Raw genomic sequence first — 15,363 nt, forward strand, 5'->3', positions numbered from 1 at the left:
CCCGCAGCGATCAGCCCTGCCCCAGGTAACGACCCAATGCCTCCACCAGCGTGCCGCAATCCGCGTCGGTACCGATGGTGATGCGCAGGAACTGGTTGATGCGCTCGGTCTTGAAGTGACGCACGATGATGCCGTCGCTGCGCAGCGCCGCCGCCAGGGTGGCCGCATCATGTTGTGGATGGCGTGCAAAGACGAAGTTGGCGGCCGACGGCAGGACCTGGAAGCCCAGGCCTTCCAGTTGCGCCACCAGGGCGGTACGGCTGGCGATGACCATGCCGCAGCTCTTCTGGAAATAGTCCTCGTCCTCGATGGCGGCGGTAGCGCCGGCAATCGCCGGGCGATCCAGCGGATAGGAGTTGAAGCTGTTCTTGACCCGCTCCAGTGCATCGATCAGGTCGGCGTGGCCGATGGCAAAACCGACCCGCATGCCGGCCAGCGCGCGCGACTTGGAGAAGGTCTGCACCACCAGCAGGTTGGGATAGCGCTGCACCAGCGGGATGGCGCTCTGGCCGCCGAAATCGATATAGGCTTCATCGACCACCACCACCCGCTCCGGGTTTCCTTGCAGGATGCGCTCGACCTGCTCCAGGCCCAGCAGGCAACCGGTGGGCGCGTTCGGGTTGGGGAAGATGATGCCGCCGATGGCCTCGCCCTGGCCGATGTAGTCATCGGCGCGCAGCGTGAAATCCTCGGCCAGCGGCACGGCGCGATACTCGACCTGGTACAGGCCGGCGTAGGTCGGATAGAAGCTGTAGGTGATGTCCGGGAACAGGATGGGCTTGCCATGCTGCAGCAGGGCCTGGAAGGCATGCGCCAGCACTTCGTCGGAGCCGTTGCCCACGAACACCTCGCGCGCGCTGATGCCGTCGGCGGCATGGCGGCGGGCGATGGCCAGCTTGAGCGGCTCGGCATCCGGATTGGGATACAGGCGCAGGCTGTCGCTGACTTCGCGGGCGATGGCCTGCAGCGCCAGCGGCGACGGGCCATACGGGCTCTCGTTGGTATTGAGCTTGACCAGGCGCGCGATCTTGGGTTGTTCGCCGGGGGTGTAGGGCGTCAGGCGGCTGACGATGGGGCTCCAGAACTTGCTCATGAGAAATCGGCCCGTAACGGGCCACACAGAATTGAGGGAAAGCGCAGATGGTAGCAAACTTGCCGCCGGGCGGCGGACTGCGCGCCGGAAATCTCAGAAATAGGGGCGGTAGCGCGGCTTGCGCGCCTCGTCCTGGCGCGACGGTGCGACCTGCACGGGCGTGCTGCTGAGCAGGGAGATGGCGCGCCGGGCAATCTCCGGCGGCAGGCCGATGGCTTCCTGGCAAGCCCGTTGCAGCGCCGCCAGCGAGGCAAATCCGGCCATCGCAGGCGGTGCGCCGGCATCTTCCATGCGCGCCAGCCCGGCCAGGACCCAGGCCACGCGCTGCTCACGCACCAGGCTGCGCAGCGATTCGCCTTCGGCGAACAGCAGCGCGCGCAGGCGCGCCGGGCTCATCTGCCAGTCACGGGCAATGCCCTCGGCGCGCCAGTCGGCGGCAGGTCGCGCGAAGATCGCGGCGGCCAGGCGACGTGCATGGGGCTTGCTGGCATCGGCCGCACTTTCCATGTCAGCCGGGGATTGCGTCTCCAGCGCCAGCGACCAGACGGCCGGACGCATGCCCTGCGCCGCCATGCGTGGATGGGCCAGGCAGGAGAAGCGCACGAAGGACGGGACCGTGAAGCTCTCGCCCTCCCTCAGTTCGATGGTGACATTGCCGCTCCTGAGCGTGGCTGCGCCCTTCCACACCCGCACCCGCGCCGGCGCGGCGAAACGCAGTTCGCGCAATTGCAGGTGATGGTGGGTGACGATGGCCATGGGAATTCAGTTCCGGGAAGGTCGGCCGATGGTATGCCAGGCCTGGCCGCCAGACTGTCGTTGCGGTGACAGGCTGCGCCGCCTCATAGCGAGGCCATGCCGAAGGCGCGCAGGCCATCGAGGTCGACCACGCGGATGCTCTGGTAGGAAATCTCTACCAGCCCCAGTTCTGCCAGGTGGCGCATGGCCTGGTTCACGCGCTGGCGTGACAGACCGGTCAGGAGGCCGATCTCTTCCTGCGACAGTTCCAGCACCTTGGAGGTACGCGGGTACAACATGGGATGGAACAGTTGCGCAATCGCCTGTGCTACGCGGGCATCCACATCCAGCAGACGCTCGTTCTGCACGGTGGCGATGAACTGGCCCATGCGTTCGTTGAGCTGGCCGATCACGAAGGCATTGAAGGGCAGGCTCTCGGCCATCAGGCGATGGAAGGTATCGGCCGGTACCAGCAGGATCTGCGAGGCGCGGATGGCGATGACGTCGTAGCGGCGCGGCTCGCGCTTGATCACGCTGCCCTCGCCGCACCAGCCGCCTTCGGGCACGCCCGACAGCGTGCTGCTGCGGCCGTCGATGTTGTAGACCGCCAGCTTGATCAGGCCCTCGTGCACGCCGATCCAGTATTGCGAGAGCTCGCCGCGCCGGGCCACGAAGGCGTCGGCGGCAAAGCGTGTGAGCTGGGTGGTGGCAGCAGCCAGCGTGCGATGCTCGCTCGCCAGCGCGGCGAACCAGTCGTATTGCTGCAGAAGCTGCGCCATCTTGCTGCTCATGAGGGGCTGGGGGGAAGGAGGAAAACGCTGGATATTGTCGCATGTCAGCCTTGTCGTCGTGATGACAAAGCGCAAGCCGGCTTCAGTGCTACCCTATGAAGCTGATGCGCGACTGATAAAAAATGCACAAGGTCGCCGCCCCACCATCCCCGCCGCTAGGAGACAGACATGGCAGATTTCGACACCGGCCTCGGCCGCAATACCGCCAATTACGCGGCCCTCACCCCCATCGATTTCATCGCGCGTGCCGCCGCCGTGTATGGCAAGCGCACCGCCATCATCCACGGCGCACTGCGTCAGGACTGGGAACAGACCTACCGCCGCACGCGCCGCCTGGCCAGCGCCTTGCAAGGCCTGGGCGTGGGCAAGAACGACACCGTGGCGGCCATGCTGCCCAATACTCCGGCGATGGTGGAGGCGCACTTCGGCGTACCGATGGCCGGTGCCGTGCTCAACGCACTCAACATCCGGCTCGACGCCGAATCCATCGTCTTCATGCTGCGCCATGGCGAAGCCCGGGTACTGCTGATCGACAGCGAATTCGCCGCACTGGCGCAGCAGTTGCGCACGCAATTACCGGCGCTGAAGATCGTCGAAGTCTTTGATGAACTGGGCCCGCCACCGGTGGCCGGCGAACGCTTCGGTCACCTGGAATACGAAGCCCTGCTGGCCAGCGGTGACGAACAATTCGACTGGCAGATGCCGGCCGATGAATGGGATGCGATTGCCCTGAACTACACCTCCGGCACCACTGGCGACCCCAAGGGGGTGGTCTATCACCATCGTGGCGCGGCCTTGAATGCAGTGTCCAACATCCTCGAATGGGACCTGCCCAAGCACCCGGTCTATCTCTGGACGCTGCCCATGTTCCATTGCAATGGCTGGTGCTTCCCGTGGACGGTCGCCGCGCGCGCCGGGGTGAACGTCTGCCTGCGCAAGTTCGAGCCCAAGCTGGTGTTCGACCTGATCGCCGAGCACGGCATCACCCATTACTGCGCCGCACCCATCGTCCATGCGGCGCTGGCCAATGCGCCCGAGGGCTGGCGCGCCGGCATTCGCGGCCCGGTCAAGGCGATGGTGGCCGGGGCGCCGCCACCGGCAGCCGTGCTGGCCAAGATGGAGGCGATGCAGTTCGAACTGACCCACGTCTATGGCCTGACCGAGGTCTACGGGCCGGCGGCGGTCTGCGCCGAGCAGGATGACTGGAGCGGCCTGTCGGTGGACCAGCGGGCGGTGTTGAAGTCGCGCCAGGGGGTGCGCTATCACCTGCAGAGCGGCGTGACGGTACTCTCGCCGGACACCATGGAAGCGGTGGCCGCCGATGGCGAGGAGATCGGCGAGATCATGTTCCGCGGCAACATCTGCATGAAGGGCTATCTGAAGAACGACAAGGCCACGCACGAAGCCTTCGCCGGTGGCTGGTTCCACACCGGCGACCTGGGCGTGATGAATGCCGACGGCTACATCAAGATCAAGGATCGCAGCAAGGACATCATCATCTCCGGTGGTGAAAACATCTCCAGCGTCGAAGTGGAAGACGTGCTCTACCGCCACCCGGCCGTACTGGCAGCCGCCGTGGTGGCACAGCCGGACGAGAAGTGGGGAGAGACCCCCTGCGCCTTCGTCGAACTGAAGGAAGGTGCCGACATCGGCGCGGCCGAACTGGCCGAGTTCTGCCGTGGCCACCTGGCCGGCTTCAAGGTGCCCAAGGCGATCTACTTCGGCCCGTTGCCCAAGACCTCCACCGGCAAGATCCAGAAGTTCGAACTGCGCAAGCGGATGAAGTCGGACAGCGCCATCAATGTCTGAAGCGCGTCGGCGCGTTCACCGACGCTTGCATCAGGCCTTGCGCACGGCGATGTGGTACAGGCCCCACGGGCATTGGCCGAAACGTTCCGGCAAGGGGCGTGCAGTCATCTCCGGGAAACTGTCGGCATCGTAGACCGCCCACAGCGGGCCGAGCCCGCCCAGCGGAATCGGCTTGCCATCCAGGTGGGTGGCGACGATGAAGCGGTACTTGGCGATGTCGGCTGCGGACACCAGCACCGCATAGCCATCCACGGCGCGCAGGGCGCAGTTCTGCAGCGCGGCGGGGGCGCCACAGACACGCAACACCTCCGACAACAAGGGACCACGCAGGCTATGGCGACGGCGGTCGTATTCCAGCGTGGGGTGGATTTCCACCGAAGGCAGGGCCGACAGGGCGGCAAAGTCGAAGGTATAGGCCTTGTCGAAACTCAGTTTCTGCTTGGCCATCATCTGGTCCAGCGCCGGATCGAGGGCGCCGCGATTGCTGTTGCCGATGTCGCCGGTGACGGTCAGCAACACCGGCCCGGAGCCACCGGCCTTCTTGTCCGCAGCCAGCGCCGGCAGGGCGGCCGGTGTGGCCAGCAGAGTGGCGCCCAGGCGCATGAACTGGCGTTTTTGCATGATGGTCCCTTCCTTGGATGATGAATGTGGCCGATTGTAGGCACATAACGACCCATGAACAACGGCCCGCTTCCATCCGGGAGCGGGCCGCGTCGTATCAAGCGAGTATCAGGCCTCAGTCACGCGGTGGGCGACCGCGCCAGTAACCGGCCAGCAGCGAACCCGACAGGTTGTGCCACACCGAGAACAGCGCGCCCGGCAAGGCCGCCACCGGGGTGAAGTAAAGCTTGCCCAGCGCAGCCGCCAGACCGGAATTCTGCATCCCCACCTCGATGGCCAGGGTGCGGCACACGGCTTCCTCGAAGCCGAGCAGGCGACCACCCCAGTAGCCGCCCAGCAAACCCAGGCCGTTATGCAGGATCACGCCCACCAGCACCACCAGGCCGACCGAGGCGATGCTGGCCTGGCTGCCGGCGACCACCGCCGAGATGATCAGCAGGATCGCCACCATCGACACCAGCGAGAGGTAGGGTTCGATACGGCGGATCAGGCGGCCGGCAAAGATGTTCAATACCAGGCCCACGGCGATGGGCACCACCACGATCTGCACGATGGACATCAGCATGGCATGCGCGTCGAAGTGGATGGAAGCGTCCACATACAGTTCGGTCAGCAGCGGCGTGGCAAACACCGACACCAGCGCCGACAGCGTGGAGATGGTGACCGACAGCGCCACGTCGCCACGCGAGAGATAGATCATCACATTGGAGGCGGTGCCGGAGGCAACGCTGCCCACCAGCACCATGCCGGCGGTCAGGTCAGGCGGCATGCGCAGCACCTTGGCGATGACCCAGGCGGCCAGCGGCATGACCAGGTAGTGCAGGATGATGCCGGCAGCCACCGGCGCGGGGCGCTTGATGATGCGCTTGAAGTCATCCACCGTCAGCGTCACGCCCATGGTCAGCATGATCAGGGTGAGGAGCTGGGTGATGTATTTGCCCAGGGGCGTGAAGGTCGGCGGCGAGAAATAGGCGGCGGCGGAAAGCAGCAGCGCCCACACGGGGAAGAGGCGGGTAATCGTGGCGAGCATGTCAGGGCGGATGAATGATGGAGACAGTCCTGGGACCCGATGGCAAACGATGCCAGGGGAGCCAGGTGGCGCGAATTTTTTATCGGGTGCGCGGATGACGCGAACGAGGAAGGAGAGATCATCGCGCCCGGGATAGGACGGCGGCCTCTTCTCGACCGGGCGCCTGGTGGGCGCGAGGGCGTGATTCTACCCGCGCGGGGCGTTTTCTGCCCACTCCCGGGCCATGGGAACGGGCCCTAGGGCAAGGGATCACACTTGAAACTCAACATCACCTTCGGCGGCATCACCCCGATCACGCCGTCGGAGCGCTCACTGCCGGTCACGCGTGCGCGGCGTCCGCGCTGGCGACACCAGTCGTCGGCCTGCTGCACGCCCTGGATCGCCACGCCCTCGTTGCCGTGCCAGCGCGAGCTGGCCACCAGCAGATAGGTGTCCTTGTCGATCTGCGTGACCGGTTGCGAACTGGCGCAAGCACCCAGCAGCAGACAGATGGCCAGCACCTGACGCGTCTTCATCGACGTCCCCCCGAGGATTCCTGTGATGCTGGGATGGTAGCCATCGGCACGGGCCACGTCATGCATCTCTACAACTCTTTACACGCCATCCCCGCCGGCGAAAAAAACGCCGCTGACGTCAGCGACGTTCAGCGGCGTTTCTCTGGGACGGATCGGTCAGACGATCAACGCGTCACCGGCTTGTAACGGATGCGCTTGGGCTTGGCGCCTTCTTCACCGAGGCGCTTCTTCTTGTCGGCTTCGTACTCCTGGTAGTTGCCGTCGAAGAAGGTGACCTGGGAATCGCCCTCGAAGGCGATGATGTGGGTGGCGATGCGGTCCAGGAACCAGCGATCGTGGGAGATCACCAGCACGGTGCCGGCGAATTCCAGCAGCGCATCTTCCAGGGCACGCAGGGTTTCCACGTCGAGGTCGTTGGACGGTTCATCCAGCAGCAGGACGTTGCCGCCCTGCAGCAGGGTCTTGGCCAGGTGCAGGCGGCCACGCTCGCCACCGGAGAGGTTGCCGACGACCTTCTGCTGGTCGCCGCCCTTGAAGTTGAAGCGCCCCAGGTAGGCACGCGACGGCATTTCGAAACGGCCCACGGTGAGGATGTCGGCACCGCCGGAAACATCCTCGAAGACCGTCTTCTTGTTGCCCAGGTCTTCACGCGACTGGTCCACCAGCGACACCTTGACGGTGGGGCCGAGCACCAGTTCACCGCTGTCCGGGGTCTCGCGGCCGGCCAGCATGCGGAACAGGGTCGACTTGCCGGCGCCGTTGGGGCCGATAATGCCGACGATGGCGCCGGCCGGAATCTTGAAGTTCAGGTTGTCGATCAGCAGGCGGTCGCCATAGCCCTTGCTGACATCCTTGAACTCGATGACTTCATTGCCCAGGCGCTCGGCCACGGGAATGAAGATTTCCTGGGTCTCGTTGCGCTTCTGGTATTCGTACTCGGACAGTTCGTTGAAGCGGGCCAGACGTGCCTTGCTCTTGGCCTGGCGACCCTTGGGGTTCTGCCGCACCCATTCCAGTTCCTTGGCGATGGTCTTCTGGCGCGCCGATTCGCTGGATTCTTCCTGCTTCAGGCGGGCTTCCTTCTGTTCCAGCCAGGTGCTGTAGTTGCCCTTCCAGGGGATGCCGTGGCCACGGTCCAGTTCCAGGATCCATTCAGCGGCGTTGTCGAGGAAGTAGCGATCGTGGGTGATGGCCACCACGGTGCCGGGGAAGCGTTGCAGGAACTGCTCCAGCCAGTCCACCGATTCGGCATCCAGGTGGTTGGTCGGTTCGTCCAGCAGCAGCATGTCGGGCTTGGAGAGCAGCAGCTTGCACAGTGCCACGCGGCGCTTTTCACCACCCGAGAGCACGCCGATCTTGGCATCCCACGGCGGCAGGCGCAGCGCGTCGGCGGCCATTTCCAGTTGCTGGTTCAGGCTGTTGCCGTCAGCGGCAGCGATGATGGCCTCCAGCCGTGCCTGCTCGGTGGCCAGGGCGTCGAAATCGGCGTCTTCCTCGGCATAGGCGGCGTAGACGGCATCCAGCTTGGCCTGGGCTTCGAAGACTTCGCCCAGGGCGCTTTCGACTTCCTGGCGCACTGTCTTCTCGGCGTCGAGTTGCGGTTCCTGCGGCAGGTAGCCGATGTTCAGGTTGGGCATCGGGATGGCTTCACCCTCGATTTCCTTGTCGATGCCGGCCATGATCTTGAGCAGGGTGGACTTGCCCGAGCCGTTCAGGCCGAGCACGCCGATCTTGGCGCCGGGGAAGAAGGACAGCGAGATGTCCTTGAGGATCTGCCGCTTCGGCGGCACGATCTTGCCGACGCGGTTCATGGTAAAGACGTATTGGGCCATGGTATGAGTTGCCAGTAAGAGGGAAACGATGAGCCGGTGTTCAGGCGCTGCCGGCGCCGGGCTCGGTCGAGCTTTGTGCGCGCGAGCGCAGGTAGCGCCACAAGCCTTCGGCGGAGTATACCGCGAGCGCCGCCCAGATCACGCAAAAGCCGATGGCGCGGGCGCCGGTGAAGGGTTCGCCATAGATCAGCACCCCGCCCAGCAACTGGATGGTGGGCGAGATGTACTGCATCAGGCCCAGCATGGACAGCGGGATGCGGCGCGCACCATGGGCGAACAACAGCAGTGGCACCGCCGTGATGGGACCGGACAGCACCAGCAGGACCTGGGCGGTGGTGGAGGCGTGGGTGAAGGCATTGCTGCCGCGCAGGCTATCGATGCCCAGCAACAGCAGGACCAGCGGCAGCATCAGCAGGGTTTCCAGCGACAGCCCTTCCAGCGGGCCGAGGTGGGCGGTCTTGCGCAGCAGGCCATAGAAGGCGAAGGACAGGGCGATCAACAGCGAAATCCAGGGCAGGCTGCCGTTGGCCAGCGTCAGCCAGAGCACCGCCCCCAGCGCCAGGAACACCGATAGCCATTGCAGCGGGCGCATGCGCTCCTTGAGGATGAGGTAACCCATGAAGACGCTCATCAGGGGGCTCATGAAATAGCCCAGGCTGGTATCGACGATGCGACCGGCATTGACCGCCCAGACATAGAGGGTCCAGTTGCCGCTCAGCAGCAGCGCCGACAGCAGGCAGCCGGCCACTACCCTGGGCTGCCGCGCCACCTCGCCCAGCCAGCGCCACTGCCGCCGCCAGGCCAGCACCCCCGCCAGGAACACGCAGGACCAGAACAGGCGCTGCACCACGATATCGAAGGAGGAAACCTCCTTCAACAACTTGAAGTAAAGCGGGAACAGGCCCCACAGGACGGAGGCGGCGACTGCATGCAGCATGACGGTGACAGGAAAGAAGGAAGGCGGCCGACGTACAGCGCACATGCCGGGCATGCGCAAGACTGATCAAGGCCGTGACAATCCATCATTATTGCAGGATTCGCCTGGCGCAGCTTGCCCAGGCTCAACATGAGCCGGACCAGCAGGCCGACTAGTCCAGCCGCACATCCACGCGCGTGGTCATGGCCATGACCTGGCAATCCTCGCTGGCCGCTGCGCGTTCGATGACCAGCACGTCAGCCGCACCCACCGTGATCAGCGGGTGATGCCAGACACCACGCCGCAGCGTCACACCCTGGCCGGGCTCGATCAGGAAGGCGACGATGGCCGCCTCGTCGGGGGTCTCGCCACTGCCGGCCAGCACCGCCAGGCAACGGCTGGCCCCCAGCGGGATGAAGCTCTGGCTGCCCAGGCGATGGCGCTCGAAGGCGCGCAGCGGATAGGGCGCCCGATGCGTCTGCGCGTCGGTGCGGAACAGGGCCACGCAGGCCAGCCCGCCCTGCTCCTGCACGTCCAGCCGGGCCACGTCATCGAAACGTTGGGTGGTGCCGAAGTTGATCTCGCGCCCGGCCTCGCCCGGCGCGATCAGGTCGCCGTAGGGCGCAAAGGCCCGTGCCGTCAGCGGTTGCGCCAGCACCACCCGCGGCGTGGGATCAGGCGCACTCATGCATCAGTCTCGCGGCATAGCGGATCAGGGAGCGGTCGCTGCCGGCCGGGGCGATCAGCGACAAACCGAAGGGCGCCTCATCCAGGCGCATCAGTGGCAGCGAAATCTGCGGGCAACCCGACAGCCCGGCCAGGCAGAGCATGCGCACGGCCTGGTTGCGATAGTTTTCCAGCGATTGTTCGGAGTCGGTCAGTAGCGGTGCCACGTCCGGTGCACTGGGCAGCAGCAGCACGCCATCCTGGCCCAGCAGGCGGTGGAAGAACTCGCGGAAGCTGGCGCGCACAGCACCATGCTGCTGCATCTGCTGCGGCGTGATGGTGGCCGACCACGAGAAGCGTTCGGCCACACCCGGACCGAGCTGGAAATCATGACGGCGGATCTGCTCGCCATGGGCCTGCCAGGCCTCATAGCCCTGGATGTGGCGGAACGCCCAGTACAAGGTGTCGAAGGAAGGCGCGGCGGTCTTCACCGGTTGCGGCGTGCCGATCACGCCGGCCAGCCGATCCAGCGCCTGCGAAAACACATCCTGCACGCGCGGCTCCAGCAGGGCCAGCACATCGGCCGCGACCATGGTGCGCGGCTGCTCGGGCAGAGGCGCGCTGTCAGGGCCCAGCAGGATCTCGCCGGCGCGGCTGAACACGCCCATGTCGCGGGCAAACCAGCCGCAGGTGTCAAAGCTGCTGGCCAGGTCCATCACCCCGTCCAGCGACACCCGACCATGCGTGGGACGCAGGCCGATCAGACCGCAATGGCTGGCCGGCACGCGCACCGAACCACCGGTATCGGTGCCCAACGCAAGATCGGCCAGCCCGTTGGAGACCGCCGAGGCCGAACCGGAACTGGAGCCACCGGGAATGCGATCGGGTGCGCCGCCGTTGCGCGGGGTACCGAAGTGGGCGTTCTTGCCATTCATGGAGAAGGCCAGTTCATCGGTATAGACCTTGCCCACGAAGTGGGCGCCGGCCTGCAGCAGTGCCTGCACCGCCGGCGCCGAGGAGACCTTGATGCCGGACATGGCCAGCATGTGCGGGTTGCCGCAACCGGTGGGGTAACCGGCCACATCGAAGATATCCTTCACGGCCAGGCGGACCCCGGCCAGCGGGCCGGCAGCGGCGTGCTCCAGCGGCACGGGCGGATAGGGGACGAAACAGCGGGCGGAGACGGCAGCAACGGCGTGGGCATCGGCGGTCATGCAAAGGTCCTTGTCAGGTCAGAGTGATCGAGGTGGTCGGGATGGTCAGGATGCAGGGCAGGCAGCGGCCATCTCTCAGGCGGCGGCGAACTGCAGTTCCTGCGCGCGCAGACAGCGTACCGCATGCTGCGCATCCAGTTTCAGCTCGGGGGGTTGCTGGCTCAGGCAATCCGGTCGGGCGTGGGCACAGCGTTCGGCGAAGGCACAGCCGGGCGGAAGATTGGCAAGATCCGGCGGGGCCCCGGGGATGGTCTGCAGGCGCTGGCCCTTCTGCATGGCACCGTGACTGCGGCTTTGCAGCAGCGACATGGTGTAGGGATGGCGCGGCCGGGTCAGCAACTGGGCGGCAGGCCCCTGTTCGACGATGCGACCGGCGTACATCACGGCGATGCGGTCGGCCACCTCGACGGCGGCGCCGATATCGTGCGTGACGAAGATGATCGACAACCCCAGCTCACGCTGCAGGTCGCGCAGCAACAGCAGGATCTGGATCTGCACCGTGGCATCTAGCGCGGTGGTCGGTTCATCGGCCAGCAAGACCTTGGGTGCGCATGACAGGGCCAGCGCGATCATGGCGCGCTGGCGCATGCCGCCCGACATCTCGTGCGGATAGGCATCCAGGCGCCGCTCCGGGCTGGGGATGCGCACCTTTTCGAACAGGGCCAGGGCCTGGGCACGGGCCTCTGCGGCGGAAACCTTGCGGTGGCGGCGGATGGTCTCGACGATCTGCGCGCCCACGGTATAGACCGGATCCAGCGCCAGCAGGGGCTCCTGGAAGATCATGGCCACCGCATCGCCGCGCAGTGCCGAGAGTTCGCGCCCGTTCATGGCCAGCACGTCGCGGCCATCGACTTCCAGCCGGCCCTCGATGCGGGTGCGTGCTTCAGGATGCAGGCGCATGATGGAACGCAGCGTGACGCTCTTGCCCGAACCGGACTCACCGATCAGTGCCACCACCTCGCCCTCGCCCACTTCCAGGTCCACCCCGCTGACGGCGCGGATGGTCTTGCCGGGCGCCTTGAAGCTCACGCGCAGGTCCTGCAGGCGCACCATGGATTGCTTGCCTTGTTCAGCCATGTTGTGGCTCCTCGATGATCATGCCGGCCTCGAAAGCCGTGGCCTCGTAGCCACTGTCGGCTTCATAGCGCAGGCAGGCGACGCCATGCCCGGGCGTCGCCTCGACGAAACTCGGGGCGCGCTGCTTGCAGACTTCCTGCGCGAACTGGCAGCGCGTATGGAAGCGGCAGCCGGAGGGCGGGTTGATGGGATTGGGCGGATCTCCCGCCAGCGGGGCTTCCTCGGTGCGGCGGGTAGGGTCCATGCTGGGCATGGACCGCAGCAGCGCCCGCGTGTAGGGATGGCGGGGCGCGTCGAACACCTGCTCGGCCGGACCGACCTCAACCACCTGGCCCAGGTACATGACCAGCACGCGGTCGGAGATGAAGCGCACCACGTTCAGGTCGTGGCTGATGAAAAGATAGGTCAGGCCGAATTCCTGCTTCAGGTCCAGCAGCAGGTTCAGCACCTGGGCCTCGACCGACTTGTCCAACGCCGACACGGCTTCGTCCAGGATCACCAGGCGCGGCTCCAGCGCCAGGGCGCGGGCGATATTGACGCGCTGGCGCTGACCACCGGAGAGCTCGTGCGGATAACGTCCGGCGAAACGTTCCGGCTGCAGTCCGACGCGAGCCAACAGGCTGCGCGCGCGGGCGATGGCCTGGCGTGCCGGCAGGCCATGCACGGTGGGCGCGAAGGCAATCGAATCCTCGATGGTCATGCGCGGGTTGAGCGAAGAATAGCTGTCCTGGAACACCATCTGCGCCTGGCGCCGGAACTGGCGCAAGGGCAAGGCCCGCGAGCCGACGGTCTGGCCGTCGAACACCAGCTCGCCGCTGTCCTGCTGGATCAACTGCATCAGCACGCGGGCAGTGGTGGACTTGCCGCAACCGGACTCGCCGACCACGCCCAGGGTTTCGCCCTTCATGATGTCGAAGCTCACGCCATCGACGGCACGCACGGCATTGGCCGGTCCCCGCTGGAAGGGCAGGCCCTGCTGCTTGAGCGGGAAGTGCTTGAGCAGCGCGCGCACGCCCAGCAATGGCTGGCGCGGGCCGCCGACATCGCGCTTGTCTTCGCCGGGAAGAAGATTGGTCAGGCTCATTGTTTGACCTCCATGGCCGAACGCAGGCCGTCGGACAGCAGGTTGAAGGAGATCGAGGTCACGAAGATGAAGGCACCCGGCAAGGCCGCCACCCAGGGTTGGGTATAGATGGCGGTGCGCAGGGTGTTCAGCATCAGGCCCCATTCCGGCTCGGGCGGCTTCACGCCCAGGCCGAGGAAGGACAGGCCCGAGGCCAGGATCATCGACACCGAGATCAGGCTGGTGGAATACACGAAGATCGGTCCCAGCACATTGCCCAGCACATGCGCCCGCACGATGGTGAAGGCGCCGGCCCCGGAGGCGCGTGCGGCATCGACATAGTCGCTGCGGCGCACCTGGGTGGTGACGCTTTCGGCGATACGCGCAATCTGCGGCACGAAGACGATGGTCAACGAGGTGAGCGCGTTGAAGATGCCCGCACCCAGGGCGCCGGACAGCGCAATGGCCAGCAACACCGAGGGAAAGGCATAGAGAATGTCGATGCTGCGCATGATGGCGGTATTGGTGAAGCCGCCCGCATAACCGGCCAGGATGCCCAGGGCGCTACCGATCACGAAGGCCAGCAGCACCGGCGTGATCCCCATGAACAGCGACAGTCGCCCGCCCAGCAGCAGGCGCGAGAACAGGTCGCGGCCCAGTTCGTCGGTCCCCAGCAGGTGACCGGCGGTGCCGATGGGTTTCAGGCGCGCAAACATCGAGGTGGCGAAGGGATCACTGGGCATCACCCAGGGTGCGGCGACGGCGGCGAAGATCAGCAGCAGCAGGATGCCGGCGGCGATCATGGCGCCGGGGTTGCGCACCAGGCGTGCGGCCACGTTGGCCCAGTGGCCGCGCGAGCGCCGCAGGGCAGCGTCCTGCGCATCGGCAGCGGCGAGGGCGGAGACGGGGGTGGTGAGATTCATGTCAGGCTCGCTCGATACGGGGGTCGAAGATGGTTTGCAGGATATCCACCAGCAGGTTCAACGCGACGAAGAACAGGGCCAGCACCAGGATGCTTCCCTGCAGCAGCGGCAGGTCGCGCTGGAAGATCGCCTGGTTCAGCAGGAAGCCGGTACCGGGCCAGGAAAACACGGTCTCGATCAGGATCGAGCCACCCAGCAGATAACCCAGCTGCAGGCCCATCACGGCCAGCGCGGTGGGGGCGGCGTTCTTGACCACATGGCGCAGCACACCGGCATCGGACAGACCACGCGCCTTCAGGCCGACCACGAACTCCTGCGACAGGATGTCGGCCACCAGCGCCCGCACGGTACGGGCGATGATGCCCATGGGGATGAAGGACATGGTGACGGCCGGCATGATCAGGTATTTCATGTGCTCCAGGTCCCACACCCACGCGCCCGAACCATCGGGCCCGGCACCGGTGGCGGGCAGCCACATCAGCCTGGACGAGAACACGATGACCAGCACCATGCCCAGCCAGTAGTGCGGGACCGAGACGCCCACCACCGAGATGAAGGAAGCCAGCCGGTCGATCCAGGAATTGCGGAAGTAGCCCGCCACGAAACCGAACAGCGAACCGAAGACGAAACCGATCAGGGTGGCCACGGCCGCCAGCATGAAGGTATTGCCGACCGCCTTGAACACTTCGGCGGCCACCGGCCGGCCGGTGGCGATCGAGCTGCCCAGGTCGCCATGCAGGGCACGCCAGACCCAGCTCAGGAACTGCTCGGGATAGCTGCGGTTGAAACCGTAGAGTTCCATCAACTGCTTTTGCAGGTCAGCCGAAGCATCCGGCGGCAGGATCGAGACCAGCGGATCACCCGGGGCGATATGGACCAGCATGAAACAGAGAAAGGCCACGCCCAGCATGATGGGCAGGGCGTAGAGGATGCGTCGTATGAGGTAGGCGATCATGGCGGTTCCGGCGACGGGTCGGGATCAGCGGCACCAGCGCCGCAAGACAAGGGATGGTGCAGAAAACGTCAAGGTGCAAAAAACGTCAGCGGCGCATGTCGTGCAGGGTGGCGCCGCTGACGC

The 15,363-nt window shown here is 65.8% G+C and carries 15 protein-coding genes; 1 reads left to right on the forward strand and 14 read right to left on the reverse strand.

Going from position 1 to position 15,363, the window contains the following annotated elements:
* Positions 1-10: 10 nt before the first annotated feature.
* From hisC to I5R65_RS20135, 3 genes are all read right to left on the reverse strand, one after another.
* Positions 11-1,093, reverse strand: a complete 1,083-nt coding sequence (gene hisC, locus I5R65_RS20125; RefSeq protein WP_180666945.1) for a histidinol-phosphate transaminase — start codon at positions 1,091-1,093, stop codon at positions 11-13.
* A gap of 93 nt (positions 1,094-1,186) precedes the next feature.
* Positions 1,187-1,849: a hypothetical protein gene (locus tag I5R65_RS20130; RefSeq protein WP_180666947.1), complete on the reverse strand. Its 663-nt coding sequence runs from the start codon at positions 1,847-1,849 to the stop codon at positions 1,187-1,189.
* 83 nt (positions 1,850-1,932) lie between these two features.
* Positions 1,933-2,607, reverse strand: coding sequence for a Crp/Fnr family transcriptional regulator (locus I5R65_RS20135; protein ID WP_180667071.1), 675 nt, complete (start codon positions 2,605-2,607; stop codon positions 1,933-1,935).
* A gap of 180 nt (positions 2,608-2,787) precedes the next feature.
* On the opposite strand from I5R65_RS20135, the gene I5R65_RS20140 reads away from it, so the two are divergent.
* Positions 2,788-4,428: an acyl-CoA synthetase gene (locus I5R65_RS20140; RefSeq protein WP_180666949.1), complete on the forward strand. Its 1,641-nt coding sequence runs from the start codon at positions 2,788-2,790 to the stop codon at positions 4,426-4,428.
* 30 nt (positions 4,429-4,458) lie between these two features.
* On the opposite strand, the gene I5R65_RS20145 is transcribed toward I5R65_RS20140, so the two are convergent.
* The 11 genes from I5R65_RS20145 to I5R65_RS20195 all read right to left on the reverse strand — a co-directional run bounded on the left by I5R65_RS20145 (position 4,459) and on the right by I5R65_RS20195 (position 15,240).
* Positions 4,459-5,049, reverse strand: a complete 591-nt coding sequence (locus tag I5R65_RS20145) for a molybdopterin-dependent oxidoreductase (protein ID WP_180666951.1) — start codon at positions 5,047-5,049, stop codon at positions 4,459-4,461.
* 115 nt (positions 5,050-5,164) lie between these two features.
* Positions 5,165-6,079, reverse strand: a complete 915-nt coding sequence (locus I5R65_RS20150) for a bile acid:sodium symporter family protein (protein ID WP_180666953.1) — start codon at positions 6,077-6,079, stop codon at positions 5,165-5,167.
* Between the two features lie 236 nt (positions 6,080-6,315).
* Positions 6,316-6,660 (reverse strand): hypothetical protein, encoded by a 345-nt coding sequence (locus tag I5R65_RS20155; protein ID WP_231395265.1) that lies wholly within the window; start codon positions 6,658-6,660, stop codon positions 6,316-6,318.
* 98 nt (positions 6,661-6,758) lie between these two features.
* Positions 6,759-8,426, reverse strand: a complete 1,668-nt coding sequence (gene ettA, locus I5R65_RS20160; RefSeq protein WP_180666955.1) for an energy-dependent translational throttle protein EttA — start codon at positions 8,424-8,426, stop codon at positions 6,759-6,761.
* Positions 8,427-8,466: 40 nt separating this feature from the next.
* Positions 8,467-9,363 carry an EamA family transporter RarD gene (gene rarD, locus I5R65_RS20165; protein WP_180666957.1) on the reverse strand — a complete coding sequence of 299 codons (897 nt, stop codon included), beginning with the start codon at positions 9,361-9,363 and terminating at the stop codon, positions 8,467-8,469.
* 151 nt (positions 9,364-9,514) lie between these two features.
* Complete coding sequence (locus I5R65_RS20170) at positions 9,515-10,030, reverse strand: ureidoglycolate lyase (protein WP_180666959.1); 516 nt, start codon at positions 10,028-10,030, stop codon at positions 9,515-9,517.
* Entirely contained in the window at positions 10,017-11,222 is a 1,206-nt protein-coding gene (locus I5R65_RS20175; RefSeq protein WP_180666961.1) for an amidase, read from the reverse strand. The genes I5R65_RS20170 and I5R65_RS20175 overlap by 14 nt, the downstream gene beginning before the upstream one ends.
* 75 nt (positions 11,223-11,297) lie before the next feature.
* A complete protein-coding gene (locus I5R65_RS20180; protein ID WP_180666963.1) occupies positions 11,298-12,299 on the reverse strand; it encodes an ABC transporter ATP-binding protein in 1,002 nt (333 codons plus the stop codon).
* Positions 12,292-13,383, reverse strand: coding sequence for an ABC transporter ATP-binding protein (locus I5R65_RS20185; protein WP_180666965.1), 1,092 nt, complete (start codon positions 13,381-13,383; stop codon positions 12,292-12,294). Before I5R65_RS20185 ends, I5R65_RS20180 begins: the two co-directional genes overlap by 8 nt.
* Positions 13,380-14,285 (reverse strand): ABC transporter permease, encoded by a 906-nt coding sequence (locus I5R65_RS20190; RefSeq protein ID WP_180666967.1) that lies wholly within the window; start codon positions 14,283-14,285, stop codon positions 13,380-13,382. The genes I5R65_RS20185 and I5R65_RS20190 overlap by 4 nt, the downstream gene beginning before the upstream one ends.
* A gap of 1 nt (position 14,286) precedes the next feature.
* Positions 14,287-15,240 carry an ABC transporter permease gene (locus I5R65_RS20195; RefSeq protein ID WP_180666969.1) on the reverse strand — a complete coding sequence of 318 codons (954 nt, stop codon included), beginning with the start codon at positions 15,238-15,240 and terminating at the stop codon, positions 14,287-14,289.
* Positions 15,241-15,363: the final 123 nt, after the last annotated feature.

It is taken from the genome of Herbaspirillum sp. AP02 (assembly GCF_015767275.1).
GTDB lineage: Bacteria > Pseudomonadota > Gammaproteobacteria > Burkholderiales > Burkholderiaceae_D > Herbaspirillum.

Coding starts and splice junctions, on each gene's coding strand:
- hisC (WP_180666945.1), bottom strand. CDS start 1,093: ATGAGCAAGTTCTGGAGCCCCATCGTCAGCCGCCTGACGCCCTACACC.
- I5R65_RS20130 (WP_180666947.1), bottom strand. CDS start 1,849: ATGGCCATCGTCACCCACCATCACCTGCAATTGCGCGAACTGCGTTTC.
- I5R65_RS20135 (WP_180667071.1), bottom strand. CDS start 2,607: ATGGCGCAGCTTCTGCAGCAATACGACTGGTTCGCCGCGCTGGCGAGC.
- I5R65_RS20140 (WP_180666949.1), top strand. CDS start 2,788: ATGGCAGATTTCGACACCGGCCTCGGCCGCAATACCGCCAATTACGCG.
- I5R65_RS20145 (WP_180666951.1), bottom strand. CDS start 5,049: ATGCAAAAACGCCAGTTCATGCGCCTGGGCGCCACTCTGCTGGCCACA.
- I5R65_RS20150 (WP_180666953.1), bottom strand. CDS start 6,079: ATGCTCGCCACGATTACCCGCCTCTTCCCCGTGTGGGCGCTGCTGCTT.
- I5R65_RS20155 (WP_231395265.1), bottom strand. CDS start 6,660: ATGCATGACGTGGCCCGTGCCGATGGCTACCATCCCAGCATCACAGGA.
- ettA (WP_180666955.1), bottom strand. CDS start 8,426: ATGGCCCAATACGTCTTTACCATGAACCGCGTCGGCAAGATCGTGCCG.
- rarD (WP_180666957.1), bottom strand. CDS start 9,363: ATGCTGCATGCAGTCGCCGCCTCCGTCCTGTGGGGCCTGTTCCCGCTT.
- I5R65_RS20170 (WP_180666959.1), bottom strand. CDS start 10,030: ATGAGTGCGCCTGATCCCACGCCGCGGGTGGTGCTGGCGCAACCGCTG.
- I5R65_RS20175 (WP_180666961.1), bottom strand. CDS start 11,222: ATGACCGCCGATGCCCACGCCGTTGCTGCCGTCTCCGCCCGCTGTTTC.
- I5R65_RS20180 (WP_180666963.1), bottom strand. CDS start 12,299: ATGGCTGAACAAGGCAAGCAATCCATGGTGCGCCTGCAGGACCTGCGC.
- I5R65_RS20185 (WP_180666965.1), bottom strand. CDS start 13,383: ATGAGCCTGACCAATCTTCTTCCCGGCGAAGACAAGCGCGATGTCGGC.
- I5R65_RS20190 (WP_180666967.1), bottom strand. CDS start 14,285: ATGAATCTCACCACCCCCGTCTCCGCCCTCGCCGCTGCCGATGCGCAG.
- I5R65_RS20195 (WP_180666969.1), bottom strand. CDS start 15,240: ATGATCGCCTACCTCATACGACGCATCCTCTACGCCCTGCCCATCATG.